Below are 17,940 nucleotides of genomic sequence, written 5' to 3'. Positions count from 1 at the left end.
CGCCGCCAAGAAGATCAAGGTGCCGCGGAGCTGGCGTCCTTCGACCTCGCGCCGCGGCACCTGTCGCTGCCGGCCTACCTGCTGTTCGACGGGCCGATGACCGTGAACGCGCTCGCCCGGCGGCTGGAGGTCGCGCCCGCCACGGTCAGCCTGATGGTCGGCGACCTCAGCCGGCAGGGCATCCTCGAACGCCGCGAGGACCCCGCCGACCGGCGCCGCACCATCGTCAGCGTCGCCGCCGGGCACCTGCCCGCGATCAACGGCCGGCTCGGCCGCGGCGCCGGCGCCTGGCGCACCGCCCTGGAACCGCTCACCCCGGCGCAGCGCAAGATGTTCATCGACACGCTGCTCGCCTACGAGCGGGCCGTCACCGCGGCTCGCGGCGGTTGAACGCCTCCAGGTCGTCCGGGGTGTCGATGTCGTCGGGGGCGGCCACGTCGTCGCACGGGACGGGCGTGACCAGGCCGGCGTGGGCGCGCAGGTAGCCGCGGGCGCCCTGGTCGCCGACCGCGGCGGCGGCGACGCCGGCGAAGTGCTCGGCGCGCAGCAGGACCGGGTTGCGGCGCGCTCCCCCGTAGGTCGCGACGGCGATCGCGGCGCCCGCCTCGTAGGCGGTGATCAGCCGGGCGACGGCCGCCGGGGTGACGAGGGGCTGGTCGACGAGCGCGATCACCACGGCGGGGCAGGCGGGCGGCAGCGCGGCGAGGCCGGCGCGCAGCGAGGAGCCCATGCCGTCCCGCCAGCCGGGATTGGGCACGACGACGGCGCCGATGACCTCGATCTGCGCGGCCCCCGCCACCACCAGGACCGGGGAGCAGCCGCCGTCGCGCAGCGTCCGGACGCCCCGGTCGACGAGGCGTTCGCCGTCCAGCTCCAGGGTCGCCTTGGGCCGCCCGAGCCGGCTGCCCTCCCCCGCGGCGAGCAGCAGGCCGGCCGGGGACTCGTCACCGCGCAACGTCATCCGGAGAGGGTAGCCCCGTCAGTGCGCGTCGGCGTGGATCCTGCCGCTGGTGTCGGTGAGCGGGCGGCCCGAACCGCCCCAGCGGAGCTGGACGAGCTCCGCCGCGATCGACACCGCCGTCTCCTCCGGCGTCCGGGCGCCGAGGTCGAGCCCGATCGGCGAGCGCAGCCGGCCCAGCTCCGCGTCGGTCAGGCCCGCCTCCCGCAGCCGGGCCAGGCGGTCGTCGTGGGTGCGGCGCGAACCCATCGCGCCCACGTAGCCGGCCTCGGTGCGGAGCGCCACCTCCAGGAGCGGCACGTCGAACTTCGGGTCGTGGGTCAGGACGCAGATGGCGGTGCGCCCGTCGATCGCGGCGCGCGTCTCCTCCAGGTACTTGTGCGGCCACTTCACCACGACCTCGTCGGCGTCGGGGAACCGCTTGGCGGTCGCGAACACCGGCCGCGCGTCGCACACCGTCACGCGGTAGCCGAGGAACTTGCCGATGCGCGCGACGGCCGCGGCGAAGTCGATGGCGCCGAACACCAGCAGCCGCGGCGGCGGGGCGAAGGAGTGCACGAAGACCGACAGGTCGTCCAGCCGCCGCTCCCCCTGCGGGCCGTAGTGGCGCTGGCCGGTGATGCCCTGCGCGAGCATGCCGCGCGCGTCGTCGTCCACGGCGGCGTCGAGGCGGTCCGCGTGCGGCTCGCCCGGCGCGAGGGAGCCGGAGGCGCGGTCGGCCCAGATGACGCGGCGGGCGCCGATGCGCCCGGGACCGGCGACGACGGTGGCGACCGCGACCGGCTCGTGCCGCTCGATGGCCGCGGCGACCTCGGCGAACTCGGGGAACGTGGCGGGCCCCACCGGCTCCACCAGGACGTCGAGGATGCCGCCGCAGGTCAGCCCGACGGCGAACGCGTCGTCGTCGCTGACCCCGTAGCGCTGGACGACCGGCTCGCCCGTCTCCAGCACCGACTGCGCCAGCTCGTAGACGGCGCCCTCCACGCAGCCGCCGGACACGCTGCCCGCCACCTCCCCGCGGGGCGAGACCGCCATCGCCGCGCCCGGCGGGCGCGGCGCGCTGCGGAACGTGTGCACCACGGTCGCGAGCCCGAAGGTCTCCCCGGAGGCGTACCAGCGGGCGATGTCGTCGAGCACGTCACGCATGAGCCCTCCCCTTTCCGCCGCCCGCGACGATGCGGGCCAGCTCCTCCAGCGCCGCGAGGCTGTGCCCGGAGGTGAAGTCGTCCACGTGCGGGAGCGCCGCCGCCATCCCCGCGGTCAGCGGCTCGTAGCCGGGCCGCGCCTTGTGCGGGTTCGCCCACACGACCCGGTGCGCGAGCCGGTGCAGCCGCGCCATCTGCTCGCCGAGCAGCGTCGCGTCGCCGCGCTCCCAGCCGTCCGAGGCGATCACGACGATCGCGCCGCGGGCCTGGCCGCGCTGCCCGAACCGGTCGAGGAACTCCTTCAGCTCCTCGCCGAGCCGGGTGCCGCCGCTCCAGTCCGGGATGGCCGCGGACGCCGCCGCCATCGCCGCGTCCGGGTCGCGGTGCCGCAGCTCCCGGGTGAGGCGGGTGAGCCGCGTCCCGGCGCTGAACACCTCCACGGCGCGCCCGCCGGACCGGGCGGCGGCGTGCGCGAACCGCAGCAGCGCGTCGGCGTACGGGCTCATCGACCCGCTGACGTCCACGATCAGGACCACCCGGCGCGGGCGGGTGCGGTGCGCGCGGTGCCGCAGCAGGGAGAGTTCGCCGCCGCGGCGCAGCGTCTCCCGGACCGTCCGCGGAGGGTCGAGCCGCCCGGCCGGCGCGGGCGCGAACCGGCGCGACCTGCGCTGTTCGGCGCCGGTGTGCAGGACGGCGATCAGCCGGGCGACCTCGGCGCGCTCGGCGGCGGTGAGCCGCGCGACGTCCCGGTCGCGCAGCACCTCCACCTCGCTGGCGGTGGCGGCCTTCAGCTCGCCCGCCTCCTCGTTCCCGGCCTGCGCGCCCGGGTCGGGCACCGTCATCCGGCGCACGACGACCGGCGGCGGCCTGCGCCCCAGGCGCGCGGTCGCGCCGGAGAAGTACGCGGCGAAGCACCGGTCGTAGCGGGCGAGGTCGTCGGGGTCGGCGCACAGCGTCAGCCGCCCGGCCCAGTACACGTCGCGCGGGTCGAGGACGTCCAGGTGGTCGAGCGCCGCCAGCATCGCCTGGACGCGCTCGGGGTCGGCCGCGCCGCCCGCCGCGCGCAGCGTCCTGGCGAACCCGACCATCGTCTCGGTGACGTCCCGCTCCACGGCTCATCCCCCGTTGAGCAGGGCCTCTAGCCCGGCGCCGAGGACGCGCTGCTGGTCTTCGCGGTACTTGAGTACGGCGCCGAGCGTCACCGCGGCGGTCGCCGGATCCAGCTCGCGGACGCCGAGGGCGACGAGCGCCTCCGTCCAGTCGAGGGTCTCGGCGACGCCGGGCGGCTTCAGCAGGTCGGTCTCGCGCATCCGCTGCGCGGCGCGGGCGACCTGCCCGGCGAGCCGCTCCGCCGCGCCGGGCAGCCGCCGCCGGATGATGGCGACCTCCCGGTCGAACGACGGGTGCTCCAGCCAGTGGTACAGGCAGCGCCGCTTGAGCGCGTCGTGGACCTCGCGGGTGCGGTTGGAGGTGACCACGACGACGGGCGGGCGCTCCGCGCGGATCGTGCCCAGCTCCGGGACGGTGATCGTGAAGTCGCTGAGGACCTCCAGCAGGAACGCCTCGAACTCGTCGTCGGCGCGGTCGAGCTCGTCCACCAGCAGGACGCTCGGCGCGGTCTCCAGCGCCTGGAGCAGCGGCCGGGCCAGCAGGAACCGCCGGTCGTACAGCTCGCCCTCCAGCCGGGACACGTCGTTCACGCCCGCCGCCTCGGCCGCCCGCAGGTGCAGCAGCTGGCGCGGGAAGTCCCAGTCGTAGAGCGCCTGGGACGCGTCGAGGCCCTCGTAGCACTGCAGCCGGATCAGCGGCGCGCCGAGCCCGCGCGCCAGCGTCTTGGCCAGCTCGGTCTTGCCGACGCCGGCCTCGCCCTCCAGGAAGAGCGGCCTGCCCATCCGCAGCGCGAGGAAGCACGCCGTCGCGAGCCCCTCGTCGCACAGATAGGCGTGCCTGTCGAGCATGCCCGCGAGCTCCGCGGGCGATCCGAGCTGGTCCGTGGTCATCGCCGCCGTCTCCCCCACGGCTCTGAGGCTACTCGGCGGGAGACGCAACTCACACGCCCGGGACCCTTGCGTTTTCGCGGCACCGCCCTCCGGTGCGCGATCGCGGCAGGAATTGCCGCGCGGCCGTGGACATCCCGCCCCGCGGGCTGGACGCTGAATGTGGACAGGGGCCCGCACGTCCGACGCGGCCGGTCGCGGCCGGGCGGCGGCCGGTGACCGACGACCCTGAGGACGGACCATGGCACTGTGGAAGCCGGACCCGACCTTCTACGCCTCGCCGCGCGACGCGGCCGCCGCCCCGGCGGAGAGGCTCGCGTACGTGGCGGCGTTCGACCGCGCCGCCGAGAGACCGGACGCGATCGCCGTCGTCGACGTGGACCCGGGCTCGGCCTCCTACGGGTCCGTGGTGGGCTGGACCGACCTGCCGTACCTCGGCGACGAGCTGCACCACTTCGGGTGGAACGCGTGCAGCAGCGCGCTGTGCCCCGGGTCGCCGCATCCGCACGTGGAGCGCCGCTACCTGATCGTGCCGGGGCTGCGCTCGTCGCGGGTGTACGTGCTCGACACGAAGGGTGACCCGGCGGCCCCGGAGATCGTCAAGGTGCTGGAGCCGGACGAGCTGGCCAAGCGCGCCGGGTACTCGCGGCCCCACACCGTCCACTGCGGGCCCGAGGGGCTCTACCTGACGGCGCTCGGCGGCGCGGGCGGCGAGGACGGGCCGGGCGGCATCGCGCTGCTCGACCACAGTTCGTTCGACGTCCTCGGGCGCTGGGAGGTCGACCGGGGGCCGCAGTACTTCGCCTATGACGCGTGGTGGCACATCGCGCACGACGTCCTCATCGCCTCCGAGTGGGGCACACCGTCGATGGTGGAGGACGGTGTCGTCGGCGAACTGCTCCTCGGACGCAAGTACGGCCACTCGCTGAACTTCTTCGACCTGCGCAAGCGCAAGCACGTCCAGACCGTGGACCTCGGGGACGAGCACCAGATGGTCCTGGAGCTGCGCCCCGCGCACGACCCGACCAAGCTGTACGGGTTCGCCGGGGTGGTCGTGAGCGTCGAGGACCTGTCGGCGTCGGTGTGGGTGTGGCACCGCGACGGCGACGCGTGGGCCGCCACCAAGGTCATCACGATCCCCGCCGAGCCGGTCGATCCCGCCTCCCTGCCGCCGGTCATCCAGCCGTTCGGCGCGGTGCCGCCGCTCGTCACCGACATCGACCTGTCCGTGGACGACCAGTGGCTGTACGTGTCGTGCTGGGGCACCGGCGAGCTGAAGCGCTACGACGTCAGCGACCCGTTCCACCCGGTCGAGGCGGGCTCGGTGCGCATCGGCGGCATCGTCGGCCGGACCCCCCACCCCGCCGCCCCGGACCGCCCGCTCGCGGGCGGTCCGCAGATGGTGGAGATCAGCCGCGACGGGAAGCGCGTCTACGTCACCAACTCGCTCTACGGCGCGTGGGACGACCAGTTCTTCCCCGACGGCGTCGGCGCATGGATGGCCAAGCTCGACTCGACCCCCGACGCCTTCTCCTTCGACGAGCGCTTCTTCCCCAACGGCGACGACTTCAGAGGCCGCCGCCCGCACCAGACCCGCCTCCAGGGCGGCGACGCCTCCTCTGACTCGTACTGCTACCCGTGAACGACGGGTCGCTCGCCGCGCTGGTGGCGCTCGGCGCGTTCCACGGCGTCAACCCCGCCATGGGGTGGCTGTTCGCGGTGGCCCGCGGCCTCCAGGAGCGCAGCAGGCAACTCGTCCTGCAGTCGCTCCCGGCCATCGCCGCGGGCCACGCCGCGTCCGTCGGCGCCGTCGCGGTCCTGATCGCGCTCACCCGCTCGGTGGTCGCGACCCAGGCGGCCGCGATCGGCGGCGGAGTCCTGCTCGTCGGCTTCGGGCTCTGGCGGCTGCTGTCGAAGCGGCACTTCCGCTGGGTCGGCATGCGGATCTCGCTGTGGCAGCTCGCCGGCTGGTCGTTCCTGATGTCGTCGGTGCACGGGGCGGGCCTCATGCTGCTGCCCGTGCTCATGTCGTCGGAGGCGGCCCCGGCGCACCACGACCACGGCCTGGCCGCGTCGTCCGGCAGCGCGGTGTCGGCGGGCGTCTTCGTCACCGCGGTGCACACCCTGTCGATGCTCGCCGTCGCGGGCGCCGTCGCGGTGCTCGTCTACGAGGTCGTCGGCCTGGCGATCCTGCGGCGCGCCTGGTTCAACCTCGACCGCGTCTGGGCGGTGGCGCTCATCGGCGCCGGCGCCTTCACCCTCTTCACCGCGCTGTGAGCGCCGCGACCGGGGCCCCGTCTGCCCGCGGGCGGCGTCAGAACGGGCGGCGGCAGAAGGGGCGGTGTCAGAAGGGGCGGCGTCAGAAGGGGTCGGGGGCCTCGCCCCGGGTGCGGAGGAGCGCCTGGAGCTCGGCGAGCTGGCGGGCGGCGAGGGTCTTCTCCGCGCCGTTGATGCCCATGGCTCCGAGGGACGTGCCGTCCGACAGGTCGAGGGTGGGCCACGGGTCGCCGACGTTCATGGTGACGTCCAGGATCTCCGGCCATTCGAGGCGGCGGGTCTTGAACGCGTTGACCACCGTGACGCCGGACTCCTCGGCGGTGACGCGGCAGCGCGCCAGCATGTGCAGCACCCACGCGATGAACGCGCCGAACACGACCATCAGCACGCGGTCGGCGACGGTGTACTGCTCCGGCACCACCACGGCGAGCACGATCAGGGCCAGCACGATCGCGCCCGCCGTGGTGTAGGCCACGATCCGGGTGGTGCGGGGGCGCCACACGGTCGGCAGGGCCGGTGACTCAGTCAACGATCTTCGTGATGGGGATCTCGAGGATGTCGTGCGCGCCGGCCGCCTTGAGCGCCGGGATCAGCGTGTTGACGCCGCGCTTGGCGACCACCGACTCGACCGCGTTGGACTCCCCGCCGGCCAGCGAGGTCACCGTCGGGGACGCCATCGCGGGCATGATGTCGAGGACCTTCCGCAGGTCGGCCTGCGCGACGTTCAGCTTCAGCAGCACCTTGCCGCGCGCGCGGATCACGCCCTGCAGCAGGAGGGAGATGTCCTCCATCGCGGCGCGCTTCTCCGCGTCCTCGTAGGAGTCGCGGTTCGCGACCAGCTCGGTGTAGCTGGTCAGCAGCGTGTCGAGGATGCGCAGGCCGTTCTTGCGCAGCGACGAGCCGGTCTCGGTGAGGTCGACGATCGCGTCCACGATGTCGGGCACCTTCGCCTCGGTCGCGCCGTAGGACGGGACGACCGTGGCCTTCACGCCGTGCTTGTCGAGGAACCGCCTGGTCAGCGCCGGGAACTCGGTGGAGATCCGGACGCCCTCCGGCAGGTCGGACACCGACTGCCACGGCGCGCCGTCCGGCACCGCCATGATCACGCGGACCGGGTTGGCGGTGGCCTTGGAGTACTTCAGCTCGCCGAGGCTGACGACGTCGGCGTCGGTCTCGGTGATCCAGTCGCGGCCGGTGATGCCGAGGTCGAACAGCCCCTGCTCCAGGTAGGTCGGGATCTCCTGCGGGCGCAGGACCCGGACCCGCTCGATGCGGGGGTCGTCGATGGACGCCCGGTAGTCGCGGTCCGACGAGCGCTGGACGGTGAGGTCGGCGGCGTCGAACAGCTGCATGGTCGCCTTCTCCAGCGACCCCTTGGGCAGGACGAGTGACAGCACGGAATTGCCTTTCGGTGAGGATGCGTCCGGGATGTCCGGGTGGTCAGATGCTCGGATGGCGCGCGAGTCCGTCAGGGGCGGAAGCCCTGGACCCGCTCCAAATGCTCTGGACCATGCCCGGCGTGACCGTGATGCCGCAGACCTCGCAGGGTCAGTGCCGTGTCGAGTGCGGCCACAGTCGCCTCCCATCCCTTGTCCTCGGGGCTGCCCGGCAGCCCGCTGCGTTCCAGTGCCTGCTCAATGGTGTCACATGTGAGGACCCCGTTGCCCACCGGAGTCGACTCGTCGAGCGCGACACGGGTCACACCGGCGGTCACCGAGTCGCAGACGTAGTCGAAATGGGCGGTCGCGCCGCGGATGACCGCGCCGAGGCAGACGACCGCGTCGAGCTCGCGGGCCATCTGCTGGGCGACCACCGGCAGTTCGAGCGCGCCGGCGACGCGGGCGACGACCGGCTCGGCGATCCCGCACGCCTTCGCCGCGGCGAGCGCGCGGTCGAGCAGCTGGTCGGTGATCCGCCCGTGCCAGCGGGTGCAGACGATGCCGAGCGTCAGCCCGGCCGCGTCGACGGTGATGTCCTCGGGGCGTCCCGCGCCGCTCATGAGAGTCCCTCGATCTGGTGTCCGAGACGGTCGCGCTTGACCGTCAGGTAGCGCCGGTTGTGCTCGGTGACGACGACGGGCATGGACTCGCGTCCCCGGACGTCCACGCCGAACCCGTCCAGGCCCTTCAGCTTGGCCGGGTTGTTGGTGAGCACCCGCACCGACCGGACGCCCAGCTCCCGCAGCATGTGCGCCGCGTTGGAGTACTCGCGCGCGTCGGCCGGGAGGCCCAGCTCCAGGTTCGCGTCGACGGTGTCGGACCCGTTGTCCTGGAGAGCGTACGCCCGCAGCTTGGCGAGCAGGCCGATGCCGCGCCCCTCGTGGCCCCGCAGGTAGAGGACGATGCCGCGCCCCTCCCGCGCGATGCGCTCCATGGCGGCGTCCAGCTGGGTGCCGCAGTCGCAGCGCTCGGAGTGCAGGACGTCGCCGGTGAGGCACTCCGAGTGCGCCCGGATCAGGACGTCCTCGCCGTCGCCGATGTCGCCGAGCACGAGCGCGATGTGCTCGCCGCCGTCGATGGCGCTGGAGAACCCGACGGCGCGCCACGTCCCGAACCGGTTGGGCAGGCGGGTCTCGACGACGCGGGTGACCATCTTCTCGGTGCGCCGGCGGTGTTCGGCGAGCTGTTCGATGGAGATCAGCCTGAGCCCGTGCTCCTTCGCGAAGACCTGGAGTTCGGGCAGGCGCGCCATGGTGCCGTCCTCGTTGACGACCTCGGCGAGGACGCCGGCGGGGGTGAGACCGGCGAGCCGGGCGAGGTCGACGGCCGCCTCGGTGTGGCCGCGGCGCCGCAGGACGCCGCCCTCCCGGTAGCGGAGCGGGAAGATGTGGCCTGGGCGGACGAGGTCGCGCGGCTCGGACGCCGAGTCGCACAGCGTGCGGATGGTCCTGGCCCGGTCGGCGGCGGAGATGCCGGTGGTGACGCCGAGCCGGGCGTCCACGCTGACCGTGTAGGCGGTGCGCATCCGCTCGTTGTTCTGCGCCGTCATCAGCGGGATCTGCAGCCGGTCGAGGTCGGCGCCCTCCATCGGGACGCAGATGACGCCGCTGGTGTGGCGGATCGTGAACGCCAGCAGCTCGGGCGTCGCCTTGGCGGCCGCGAAGATGATGTCGCCCTCGTTCTCGCGGTCCTCGTCGTCGACGACCACGACGGGGCGCCCCGCCGCGATGTCGGCGACCGCCGCCTCGATGGTGTCGAAAATGCCCGTGTCGTTGCCGCCGCTCATGCGGTCACCGCCTTCTGCCTGGGGGTGTGCGGGCCCCGGGCGCCCCGGAGCCGGTTCCTGAACGCGATCGCGCCGAGCCGTTTCACGACCGGCCGCCCAGCATGCGCTCGACGTACTTGGCGACGACGTCCACCTCGAGGTTCACCGGGTCGCCGGGCTTCTTGTGGCCGAGCGTGGTGAGGGCGAGCGTCGTCGGGATGAGCGCGACGCTGAACCGGTCGGCGCCCGCCTCCACGACCGTCAGGCTGATGCCGTCGACGGTGATGGAGCCCTTGTCGACCAGGTAGCGGCTCAGGTCGGACGGCAGCGAGACCGTCACCACGTCCCACCGCTCGCCCGGCTCGCGGGAGATGATCGTGCCGACGCCGTCGACGTGGCCCTGCACCAGGTGCCCGCCGAGCCGGTCGGACAGCCGGACGGGGCGTTCCAGGTTGACCTTGGAGCCCGGTTCCAGCACGCCGAGGCTGGACTTGTCGAGGGTCTCCTTGATGGCGTCGGCGGTGAAGACCCCGTCCTCGACGTCCACCACCGTGAGGCAGACGCCGTTGACCGCGATCGACGCGCCGTGGACGGCGTCCTCGGTGACGAGCGGCCCGCGGACCGCGAGCGTGACCGAGTCCCCCTGGGGCTCGATCGCCACGATCTCGCCGAGCTCCTCGACGATGCCGGTGAACATCTCCCGGGCCTCCTAGATCAGGGCTCCGGGGGGACGTTCATACATCGGCGCACGCCCCAGGCCAGGGGCGTACCGCGCGCTGCCTCCCATCCGGACTTTAACCGTCGGTCCCGGAATCCCACCGGGTCAACCGGCCGATGGCTTCGGCCGGGTCGCGGACTGTCACCGCCGGTTCGGAGTTTCACCGACCCCGGAGCACGCGTTCATGCTTTGCCAACCAGTGTGCCATGCCTTCCATTCCGCGCCCCATGTGACCATCGCCACTGGCAGCCCAGGTTGAACGTTCAACGATCTTGGAAAGGGGGTAGGTCCTGCGACACATGTGACGCATGACGACATTCCCCCCAGGAGGCAGTCATGGACGTCGTCGCCCTCATCGCCCGCATCGCCTTCGCGGCGATCTTCATCGGCGCCGGAATCGGCCACCTCACCGCCACCGACGCCATGGCCGGATACGCGGCCGCGAAGAAGATCCCCATGGCCAGGCTCGCCGTGCAGGTCTCCGGCGCCTACATCCTGGTGGCGTCTGCCCTGCTCGTCCTCGGCATCTGGCCGGATCTCGGCGCGGTCGCCCTCGTCCCGTTCCTGCTCATCACCGCGTTCGTCCTCCACGACTTCTGGACGCAGGAGTCCGCGGAGGCGCGCCAGATGGAGCAGCAGCAGTTCCTCAAGGACCTCGCCCTCGCCGGCGGCGCCCTCGGATTCTTCGTCCTGTACGCCTCGGACGCCCACCCCGGACTGAACCTGGTCGGCCCCCTCTTCGCCTGACCCCGTCCCGCGGCGGGTCTTGCCATGACCGGGGGGCGGGGCGAAACTCGTTTACTGAAGGCCCGCCGCGGACTCGGGGAAGAGGCCCATGGCCAAGCTGTCCTTGTCGCCGAAGATCCTCGACGTCCTCGACTTCGGCACCCCTTCGGCGGAGCGCGACATCTCCCGGGGGCTGGAGAAGTACTTCGTGGAGTCCGCGGCGTACCAGCGCGTCCGGTCCGGGGCGAAGACGATCCTGATGGGCAACCGGGGATCGGGCAAGAGCGCGATCTTCAAGGTGCTGGCCAGGCGCGAGCGCGCCGCCGGCGGCCACGTCATCGAGCTGTCGCCGGAGGACTACTCCTACGAGCTGCTCAGCGCGACGATGGAGGCGGAGCACGCCGGCTCGTGGGCCAAGACCGGCGCCTACGCCGCCGCCTGGAAGTACCTGATCTACGTCCTGGTCATGAAGGCGCTGGCGAAGAAGGGGATGCGGCTGACCAAGGGCGGCGGGCGGGAGATCCACCGCTACATCAGGGACAGCCACGGCGCGCAGCAGCTCGGCCCCCTGTCGCTGCTGGTCTCGTACCTGAAGCGGCTGGAGGCCATCAAGCTCGGCCCGCTCGAGGCCGGGCTGCGCACCCGGGAGCTGGACCGCCTCTACAAGCTGGAGGAGATCCACAACCTGATGCCGGCGCTGCAGCGGGTGCTGGACGGCCAGCGCGTCGCGGTGTTCGTCGACGAGCTGGACCGCGGCTGGGACTCCTCCGAGGACGCCAGGGCGTTCGTGTCCGGCCTCTTCCAGGCGTGCGTGTCGATCAACGGGATGCACCGGAACCTGCGGGTGTACGTCTCGCTCCGGCAGGAGCTGTACGACGACATCCCGGCCCTCTACGAGGACGCGCAGAAGCACCGCGACCTGCTGGAGAAGATCCACTGGTCGGAGGAGTCGCTGCTCGAGCTGATCGCCAAGCGGATCTGCTACTCCGCGCGCGAGCACGGCTTCGACGCCGACGCGCTCGAACGCGCCGGGGCCCGCGCCTGCTGGTCGGCGGTCTTCGCCGGCCAGCCGGGCCGCGCGCGGCACACCTCGTTCGGCTACATGGTCGACCGGACTCTGTACCGGCCACGGGAGCTCATCCAGTTCTGCTCGGAGGCGCTCGACCAGGCCAGGGGGCGCATCGCGAGGCTGCCCGTCCCGTACGCGGCGATCGAGCGGTCCGAGTACGGCTACTCCGCGGAGCGCACGAAGGACATCGCCGCCGAGTACCGCTCCCAGTACCCGGGCCTGCTGAGCGTCTTCGAGGTGTTCCGCAGCCGCCCGCCCGCGTTCGGCCGCGAGGAGCTGGAACTGCTCTGCCTCGAACTGGCCGTCGGCGACGTCCCCACGCACGGCACCGAGTCATGGCTGCCGCTGTGCGACCCCAACGACCTCATCGAGATCCTGTGGCGCGCGGGCCTCCTCACCGCCCAGCCCGCCGAGAACGGCCGCTTCCTCGGCAGCCACCAGGTCCAGCACCTCAACCTGGCCGCCGTCCGGCGCTTCCGCGTCCACGAGATGTTCCACGCCTCCCTGGGGATCACCTCCGGAGCGAACGCCTGAAGGGTCGCACCAAGGTCTCCCCTGGTCGGCGCCCATGGCGAGCGGCTCGTCGGCGTGGTCCTCGCCGGGCCGGCGCCTCCCGCCTCCTGATCGCCGGCGGGGCGGTCAGGTGGCCAGGCGGAGGCCGGCGGGGGCCGCCGTCACCCGGGTCAGCGTCTCGACGGTGTGGTGGGCCGCGGTCAGGGATTCCTTCGGGTGGCTCGTCAGGACCGCCACGACGGTGGCGCCCGCGGCGCGGCCCGCGGCGATGCCCGCCGGGGCGTCTTCGATGACCACGCAGTCGGCGGGGTCGACGCCCAGGCGTGCGGCCGCCTGGAGGTAGCCGGACGGGTCGGGCTTGCCGGCCGGGACGTCCTCCGCCGTGACGACCGTGGGCGGGAGGGGGACGCCGGCCACGCCGGTGCGGAGCGCCAGCTGCGCCCTGTCCATCGAGGTGACGAAGGCGTGGGGCAGGCCGCCGAGGCCGGCCAGCAGGTCCACCGCGCCCGGCAGGGCGGTGATGCCGTCCGTGCCGGTCGATTCGAGGGCGTCCAGGCGCGCGGTGGCCTCGGCGACCAGGCCGGGCGGGAGGAACTCGGCCACGCGGTCGCTCGTGCGGCGGCCGTGGGCGTCCGCCAGGAACTCCTCGGGGTCGATGCCGTACTCGGCGGCCCATTCGCGGGCCGCGCGCTCGACGAGGGGCGTGGAGTCGACGAGGGTGCCGTCCACGTCGAACAGGACGGCGGCGCAGGGCAGGATCACCAGTCCGCCTTCGCGGTGGCCTCCTCGGCCTGCGCGCGGAGCCCGCGGACCGCCTCGGCCGGGTCGTCGGCGCCGTAGACCGCGCTGCCGGCGACGAAGACGTCCGCTCCGGCGTCGGCGCAGCGCTCGATGGTCTCGGCGCTGACGCCGCCGTCGACCTGGAGCCAGACGGGGAGGTCGCGGCCCTTGATCAGCTCGCGGGCGCGGCGGATCTTCGGCAGCACGACGTCCAGGAACGGCTGCCCGCCGAAGCCCGGCTCGACGGTCATCAGGAGCAGCATGTCGATCTCGCCGAGGAGGTCTTCGAAGCCGTCCACCGGGGTGGCCGGGTTGACGCCGAGGCCCGCGCGCGCACCGGCGGCGCGGATGGCGCGCAGGGTGCGGACCGGGGCCTTCGCCGCCTCGGCGTGGATGGTGACGCTCTTCGCGCCGGCCTCGGCGTAGTCCGGCGCCCAGCGGTCGGGATCCTCGATCATCAGGTGGCAGTCGAGCGGGAGCGCGCTGTGCTTCAGCAGCGCCTGGACGACCGGCAGCCCCAGGGTCAGGTTGGGGACGAAGTGGTTGTCCATGACGTCGACGTGGACCCAGTCGGCGGAGTCGGCTATGCGCGCGACGTCCTCGGCCAACCGGGCGAAGTCGGCGGACAGGATGCTGGGTGAGATCTGAGGAGCCATGATGCCTCGGAGTCTATTGGCGCAGTTCCGCCCGCTCCTCACCCGGCCGGGTGACGGCGGGGGTGGGACGGGAGGCCAGGCGGAGGCGGACGAACGCCTCGGGCGCCCCGGCCGTGATCCACAGGGCGAGCGCCGCCTGGACGGTGAACGCCTGGACCAGGTTCGTTCCGGTGGTCAGCAGGTGGGGCAGGCCGAAGACGGCGGCGCCGGCGAGCCCCACCGGAAGCCGGGCCAGGCGCTGCCAGGCCCGGCCGCCGGGGTCGAACCAGCCGCGGGCCGCGAGGATGGACAGGCCGGCCAGGCCGCCGCACAGGCCGCCCGAGGCGCTGGCCGAGTCGACCAGGGTGATGGGCCCGGTCTCGCCCCCGGCGGCTTGGACGGCCTGCACCCAGGCGTCCGGCCATTGCCAGTCCCGGAGCGGGTGCCACGCTCCCCAGGCCGCTGCCAGCAGTAGCAGGGATATCACCAGCGAGAGGACCACCTGTACGGCCAGGTGCCGGCGGGTCCACCACGGGACGAGGACGGGTTCCACCGCGAGGGCGGCCACCAGGAGGGTCAGGCCGATGCCCCAGCCCGCGAGGACCTGGCCGATCGAGTGGACCCCCAGGTAGACGCGCGACGCCCCGATCAGGGCGATGATGACGGCGGCCCCCGGCCACAGGAGCCGCCGCTTGGTCTGGGCGGCGAAGAACCCCCAGGCCACGATGCCGTTCTGGGCGTGCCCGGACGGCATCCCGAAAGAGGACAGGGACTGCCCGCCCTTGACGGAGGGGTCCGTCCAGTAGGGGCGCGGTTCGTGGAAGACCAGCTTGAGGAGCGTGTTGAGCAGCGCGCCGAACAGCAGGAGCACCGACGCCCGCGCGGCGAGGCGCGGCGCCACGCACCAGAACAGCACGACCAGCAGCGGGACGTAGAAGCCCGCGCTCCCCAGGAACGACATGAAAAGCCAGAATCCGGTGAGCACGGGTCGGTCCCCCAGGGGCTAGGTCCGGCGCAGGAGGGCCAGGAACATCGCGTCCGTGCCGTGGCGGTGCGGCCAGAACTGGGCGTACGGGCCGTCCCCCACGCCGGTGAGGTTCGGGCTGAGCGACGTCAGAACGGCCGGCGCGTGGAGCCGTTCGACGTCCTCGCGCTTGCCCACGACGTCGTCCACCACTACACGGGTCTCGGCCAGATGGGGCGAGCACGTCACATAGGCGACGACGCCGCCAGGCCGGACGGACTCCAGTGCCGTGGTGAGCAGGCTCCGCTGGAGCGCGCCCAGCTCGGCCACCGATTCGGGGCCGCGCCGCCAGCGCGCCTCGGGGCGGCGCCGGAGCGCCCCCAGGCCGGTGCACGGCGCGTCCACCATGACGCGGTCGAACGACCCGGGCCGCCATGCGGGGACCGTGCCGTCGGCCGCCACCACGCCGGTGCGGTCGTCCACCGCGCGGCGGACGAGCGCGGCGCGGTGCGGCTGGACGTCGGCGGCCAGGAGCCGCGCATCGCGCTGGGCGGCGAGAGCGGAGAGAAGACCCGCCTTGCCTCCGGGGCCGGCGCACAGGTCCGCCCAGCGGGCGTCGGCGCCGTCCATGGGGGCCTCGGTCAGCGCCAGGGCGACCATCTGGCTCGCCTCGTCCTGGACGGCGGCGCGCCCCTCGCGGACGGCCGCGACGCCGGCCGGGTCCCCTTCGGGCAGCACGGCGGCGTAGGGCGAGTACGGGGCGGGTTCCGCACCGGACTCGCGGAGCTCCTCCACCGTGGCCCGGCCGGGGCGGGCGACCAGCGTCACCCGCGGGCGGGCGTTGTCGGCGGCGAGGAGTTCGCCGATCTCGCCCGGCCCGACGGCGTCGCGCAGCGCCGACACGATCCACTTCGGGTGGCTGTGCGCGACCGACAGGCGGGTCGTGACGTCGGCGTCGGACGGCGCCACGATCTCCAGCCAGGCGTCCATGTCGCGGGTGGCGACCTTGCGGAGCACCGCGTTGGCGAACTTCGCCTGGCCGGGGCCGGCGACGGAGCGGGCCAGCTCCACGGCCGTCCCCACGGCCGCGTGCGCCGGGATGCGGGTGGCGAGGACCTGGTGCGCGCCCAGGCGCAGGACGTCCAGCAGCGGGGCGTCGATGCGGCGCAGCTCCCGGTCGCTGCACAGCGCGAGCACCGCGTCGTAGGTGCCGCGGCCGCGCAGCGTCCCGTAGGTGAGCTCGGTGGCGAGGGCGGCGTCGCGCCCGGTGAGGCCGCGGTCGTGCAGGCGCTTGGGCAGCAGGAGGTTCGCGTAGGCGTCGCGGGTCTCCACCGCCCGGATCACGTCGAACGCCGTGCGGCGGACGAGGTCCTGGGGGCGGCCCGTCCTGCGGGGGCCGCCCGGCCTGCGGTTCGGAGCGCGTCGGCGGTCGCGGGCGGGCGGCATCAGTGCAGCGCGTCCTCACCGGTGAGGGCGGCGCCGCGGACCCAGTCGGCGGCGGGCATGCCGCGCTTGCCCTGCGGCTGGACCTCGCCGAGCGCGACCGGATGCGTCCCCGTCCCCACGAGCACCTCGTTCTTCCCCGCCCGGATCTCGCCGGGCGCCAGCTCCCCGGCGCCGGGCGCCGGGCGGACCGGGCCCAGCTTGAGGCGCGCGCCGCGGAACGTCGTCCACGCGCCGGGCGCCGGCGTGCAGGCGCGGACGAGGCGGTCGATGTGCAGCGCGGGGCTGTGCCAGTCGACGCGGGCGTCCTCGGGCGTCAGCTTCGCCGCGTGGGACACGCCCTCGGTCGGCTGCGGCCGGGGTTCGAGGACGCCAGCCTCGATGCCGTTCATCGTGTCGAGCAGGAGGCTCGCGCCGGCGACGGCGAGGCGTCCCAGCAGGTCCCCGGAGGTGTCGGTCGGCCGGATCGGCTCGGTGAGGACGCCGTAGACCGGGCCCGTGTCGAGGCCCTCCTCGATCAGGAACGTGGACGCCCCGGTCATGTCGTCGCCGTGCAGGATCGCGCGCTGCACGGGCGCCGCGCCGCGCCACGCGGGCAGCAGCGAGAAGTGGAGGTTCACCCAGCCGTGCCGGGGGATCTCCAGCGCCTCGCGCGGCAGCAGGGCGCCGTAGGCGACGACGGGGCAGCAGTCGGGCGCGATCTCGCGGAGCCGGCCGAGGAACTCCGGATCGCGGGCGGAGGCGGGTTTGAGCACCTCGACGCCCGCCTCGGCCGCCAGCGAGGCGACGGGAGAGGGCCTGAGCCGCCTCCCACGGCCCGACGGGCGGTCCGGCCGGGTCACGACCGCCGCGACCTCGTGCGAGGACCCCAGCAGCGCCGTCAGCGACGGGAGCGCGGTGTCGGGGGTGCCGGCGAAGACGAGGCGCACCTAGATCGCCTTCCCGAAGGTCCGGTGCGGCGACTCCTTGACGACGGGGACCGGGTCGCCGAACCACTCGGCCTCCCGGATCGCCTTCATCGCGGCCTTGCGCTGCTCCGGGTCCATCCGGTCGATGAAGATGATCCCGTCGAGGTGGTCGGTCTCGTGCTGGACGCAGCGGGCCAGCAGGTGCGTGCCCTCCAGCGTGACGGGCTCGCCGTGCATGTTGAAGCCCTTCGCCACCACGCCGACCGACCGCGGCGTGGGGAACGCCAGGCCGGGCAGGGACAGGCAGCCCTCGTCGTCGGTCTCCTGCTCGTCGGTGAGGTCCAGGGTGGGGTTCACCAGGTGCCCCAGCACGTCGTCGACGTAGTAGGTGAACACCCGCAGGCCCACGCCGAGCTGCGGGGCCGCCAGGCCCGCGCCGGGAGCGTCGATCATCGTGTCGGTGAGGTCCTTGACGAGCTGGCGCAGCTCCTTGTCGAAGTCCTTCACCGGCTCCGCGGGCGTGCGCAGCACGGGGTCGCCGAAGAGGCGGATGGGCTTGACGGCCAACGAGGACTCCGTTTCCTGCGAGGTTCTCCTGCGAAC

The 17,940-nt window shown here is 73.6% G+C and carries 20 protein-coding genes and 1 riboswitch; of the genes, 5 read left to right on the top strand and 15 right to left on the bottom strand.

The window, feature by feature from the left end:
- Positions 1 to 96: 96 nt before the first annotated feature.
- Positions 97 to 390, top strand: a complete 294-nt coding sequence (locus ABTW95_RS23600; protein WP_500227408.1) for a MarR family winged helix-turn-helix transcriptional regulator — start codon at positions 97 to 99, stop codon at positions 388 to 390.
- Here the strand turns inward: ABTW95_RS23600 and ABTW95_RS23595 are convergent.
- The 4 genes from ABTW95_RS23595 to ABTW95_RS23580 are packed head-to-tail and all read right to left on the bottom strand — an operon-like array spanning position 368 to position 4,121.
- Positions 368 to 961, bottom strand: a complete 594-nt coding sequence (locus tag ABTW95_RS23595) for a nucleotidyltransferase family protein (protein ID WP_396450786.1) — start codon at positions 959 to 961, stop codon at positions 368 to 370. The two genes, ABTW95_RS23600 and ABTW95_RS23595, sit on opposite strands and share 23 nt — an antisense overlap.
- A gap of 18 nt (positions 962 to 979) precedes the next feature.
- Positions 980 to 2,104, bottom strand: a complete 1,125-nt coding sequence (locus ABTW95_RS23590) for an XdhC family protein (protein WP_396450784.1) — start codon at positions 2,102 to 2,104, stop codon at positions 980 to 982.
- Positions 2,097 to 3,215, bottom strand: coding sequence for a vWA domain-containing protein (locus ABTW95_RS23585; RefSeq protein ID WP_396450782.1), 1,119 nt, complete (start codon positions 3,213 to 3,215; stop codon positions 2,097 to 2,099). Before ABTW95_RS23585 ends, ABTW95_RS23590 begins: the two co-directional genes overlap by 8 nt.
- Positions 3,216 to 3,218: 3 nt before the next feature.
- Positions 3,219 to 4,121, bottom strand: a complete 903-nt coding sequence (locus ABTW95_RS23580; protein ID WP_500227407.1) for an AAA family ATPase — start codon at positions 4,119 to 4,121, stop codon at positions 3,219 to 3,221.
- A gap of 220 nt (positions 4,122 to 4,341) precedes the next feature.
- Here ABTW95_RS23580 and ABTW95_RS23575 point away from each other — a divergent pair, with 220 nt between their 5' ends.
- Together ABTW95_RS23575 and ABTW95_RS23570 are read left to right on the top strand one after the other, a co-directional pair.
- Positions 4,342 to 5,742: a selenium-binding protein SBP56-related protein gene (locus ABTW95_RS23575; RefSeq protein WP_396450781.1), complete on the top strand. Its 1,401-nt coding sequence runs from the start codon at positions 4,342 to 4,344 to the stop codon at positions 5,740 to 5,742.
- A complete protein-coding gene (locus ABTW95_RS23570) occupies positions 5,739 to 6,377 on the top strand; it encodes a hypothetical protein (protein WP_396450779.1) in 639 nt (212 codons plus the stop codon). The genes ABTW95_RS23575 and ABTW95_RS23570 overlap by 4 nt, the downstream gene beginning before the upstream one ends.
- 82 nt (positions 6,378 to 6,459) lie before the next feature.
- Here ABTW95_RS23570 and ABTW95_RS23565 read toward each other — a convergent pair whose 3' ends face one another.
- The 5 genes from ABTW95_RS23565 to ABTW95_RS23545 all read right to left on the bottom strand — a co-directional run bounded on the left by ABTW95_RS23565 (position 6,460) and on the right by ABTW95_RS23545 (position 10,278).
- Positions 6,460 to 6,906 (bottom strand): PH domain-containing protein, encoded by a 447-nt coding sequence (locus ABTW95_RS23565; protein ID WP_396450777.1) that lies wholly within the window; start codon positions 6,904 to 6,906, stop codon positions 6,460 to 6,462.
- A complete protein-coding gene (gene hisG / locus ABTW95_RS23560; protein WP_396450775.1) occupies positions 6,899 to 7,774 on the bottom strand; it encodes an ATP phosphoribosyltransferase in 876 nt (291 codons plus the stop codon). Before hisG ends, ABTW95_RS23565 begins: the two co-directional genes overlap by 8 nt.
- 71 nt (positions 7,775 to 7,845) lie before the next feature.
- Positions 7,846 to 8,376: a 6,7-dimethyl-8-ribityllumazine synthase gene (ribH, locus tag ABTW95_RS23555; protein WP_396450773.1), complete on the bottom strand. Its 531-nt coding sequence runs from the start codon at positions 8,374 to 8,376 to the stop codon at positions 7,846 to 7,848.
- A complete protein-coding gene (locus ABTW95_RS23550; protein WP_396450771.1) occupies positions 8,373 to 9,602 on the bottom strand; it encodes a bifunctional 3,4-dihydroxy-2-butanone-4-phosphate synthase/GTP cyclohydrolase II in 1,230 nt (409 codons plus the stop codon). The genes ribH and ABTW95_RS23550 overlap by 4 nt, the downstream gene beginning before the upstream one ends.
- A gap of 82 nt (positions 9,603 to 9,684) precedes the next feature.
- The gene (locus ABTW95_RS23545; protein WP_500227406.1) at positions 9,685 to 10,278 is read right to left on the bottom strand and encodes a riboflavin synthase; all 594 of its coding nucleotides are present in this window, start codon (positions 10,276 to 10,278) and stop codon (positions 9,685 to 9,687) included.
- A 72-nt stretch (positions 10,279 to 10,350) separates the two neighbouring features.
- Positions 10,351 to 10,481: riboswitch (FMN riboswitch) on the bottom strand.
- Between the two features lie 154 nt (positions 10,482 to 10,635).
- On the opposite strand from ABTW95_RS23545, the gene ABTW95_RS23540 reads away from it, so the two are divergent.
- Positions 10,636 to 11,046, top strand: a complete 411-nt coding sequence (locus tag ABTW95_RS23540; RefSeq protein WP_396454741.1) for a DoxX family protein — start codon at positions 10,636 to 10,638, stop codon at positions 11,044 to 11,046.
- An 88-nt stretch (positions 11,047 to 11,134) separates the two neighbouring features.
- The gene (locus ABTW95_RS23535) at positions 11,135 to 12,628 is read left to right on the top strand and encodes an ATP-binding cassette domain-containing protein (RefSeq protein WP_500227405.1); all 1,494 of its coding nucleotides are present in this window, start codon (positions 11,135 to 11,137) and stop codon (positions 12,626 to 12,628) included.
- A 105-nt stretch (positions 12,629 to 12,733) separates the two neighbouring features.
- Here the strand turns inward: ABTW95_RS23535 and ABTW95_RS23530 are convergent, their stop codons facing one another.
- The 6 genes from ABTW95_RS23530 to def are packed head-to-tail and all read right to left on the bottom strand — an operon-like array spanning position 12,734 to position 17,904.
- The gene (locus ABTW95_RS23530) at positions 12,734 to 13,369 is read right to left on the bottom strand and encodes an HAD-IA family hydrolase (RefSeq protein WP_500227404.1); all 636 of its coding nucleotides are present in this window, start codon (positions 13,367 to 13,369) and stop codon (positions 12,734 to 12,736) included.
- Positions 13,366 to 14,043, bottom strand: a complete 678-nt coding sequence (rpe, locus tag ABTW95_RS23525; protein ID WP_396448041.1) for a ribulose-phosphate 3-epimerase — start codon at positions 14,041 to 14,043, stop codon at positions 13,366 to 13,368. Before rpe ends, ABTW95_RS23530 begins: the two co-directional genes overlap by 4 nt.
- 13 nt (positions 14,044 to 14,056) lie before the next feature.
- Positions 14,057 to 14,983 (bottom strand): phosphatase PAP2 family protein, encoded by a 927-nt coding sequence (locus ABTW95_RS23520; protein WP_500227403.1) that lies wholly within the window; start codon positions 14,981 to 14,983, stop codon positions 14,057 to 14,059.
- Between the two features lie 42 nt (positions 14,984 to 15,025).
- The gene (locus tag ABTW95_RS23515; protein WP_500227402.1) at positions 15,026 to 16,432 is read right to left on the bottom strand and encodes an RsmB/NOP family class I SAM-dependent RNA methyltransferase; all 1,407 of its coding nucleotides are present in this window, start codon (positions 16,430 to 16,432) and stop codon (positions 15,026 to 15,028) included.
- The gene (gene fmt / locus ABTW95_RS23510; RefSeq protein ID WP_500227401.1) at positions 16,432 to 17,358 is read right to left on the bottom strand and encodes a methionyl-tRNA formyltransferase; all 927 of its coding nucleotides are present in this window, start codon (positions 17,356 to 17,358) and stop codon (positions 16,432 to 16,434) included. The genes ABTW95_RS23515 and fmt overlap by 1 nt, the downstream gene beginning before the upstream one ends.
- Entirely contained in the window at positions 17,359 to 17,904 is a 546-nt protein-coding gene (gene def / locus ABTW95_RS23505; protein ID WP_396448037.1) for a peptide deformylase, read from the bottom strand.
- Positions 17,905 to 17,940 lie beyond the last annotated feature (36 nt).

Source organism: Spirillospora sp. NPDC127506 (assembly GCF_040302145.1).
In the GTDB taxonomy this organism is placed as follows: domain Bacteria; phylum Actinomycetota; class Actinomycetes; order Streptosporangiales; family Streptosporangiaceae; genus Spirillospora.
The sequence above is the reverse complement of the archived record's forward strand: the minus strand, read 5'-3'. Positions and strand labels throughout refer to the sequence as shown.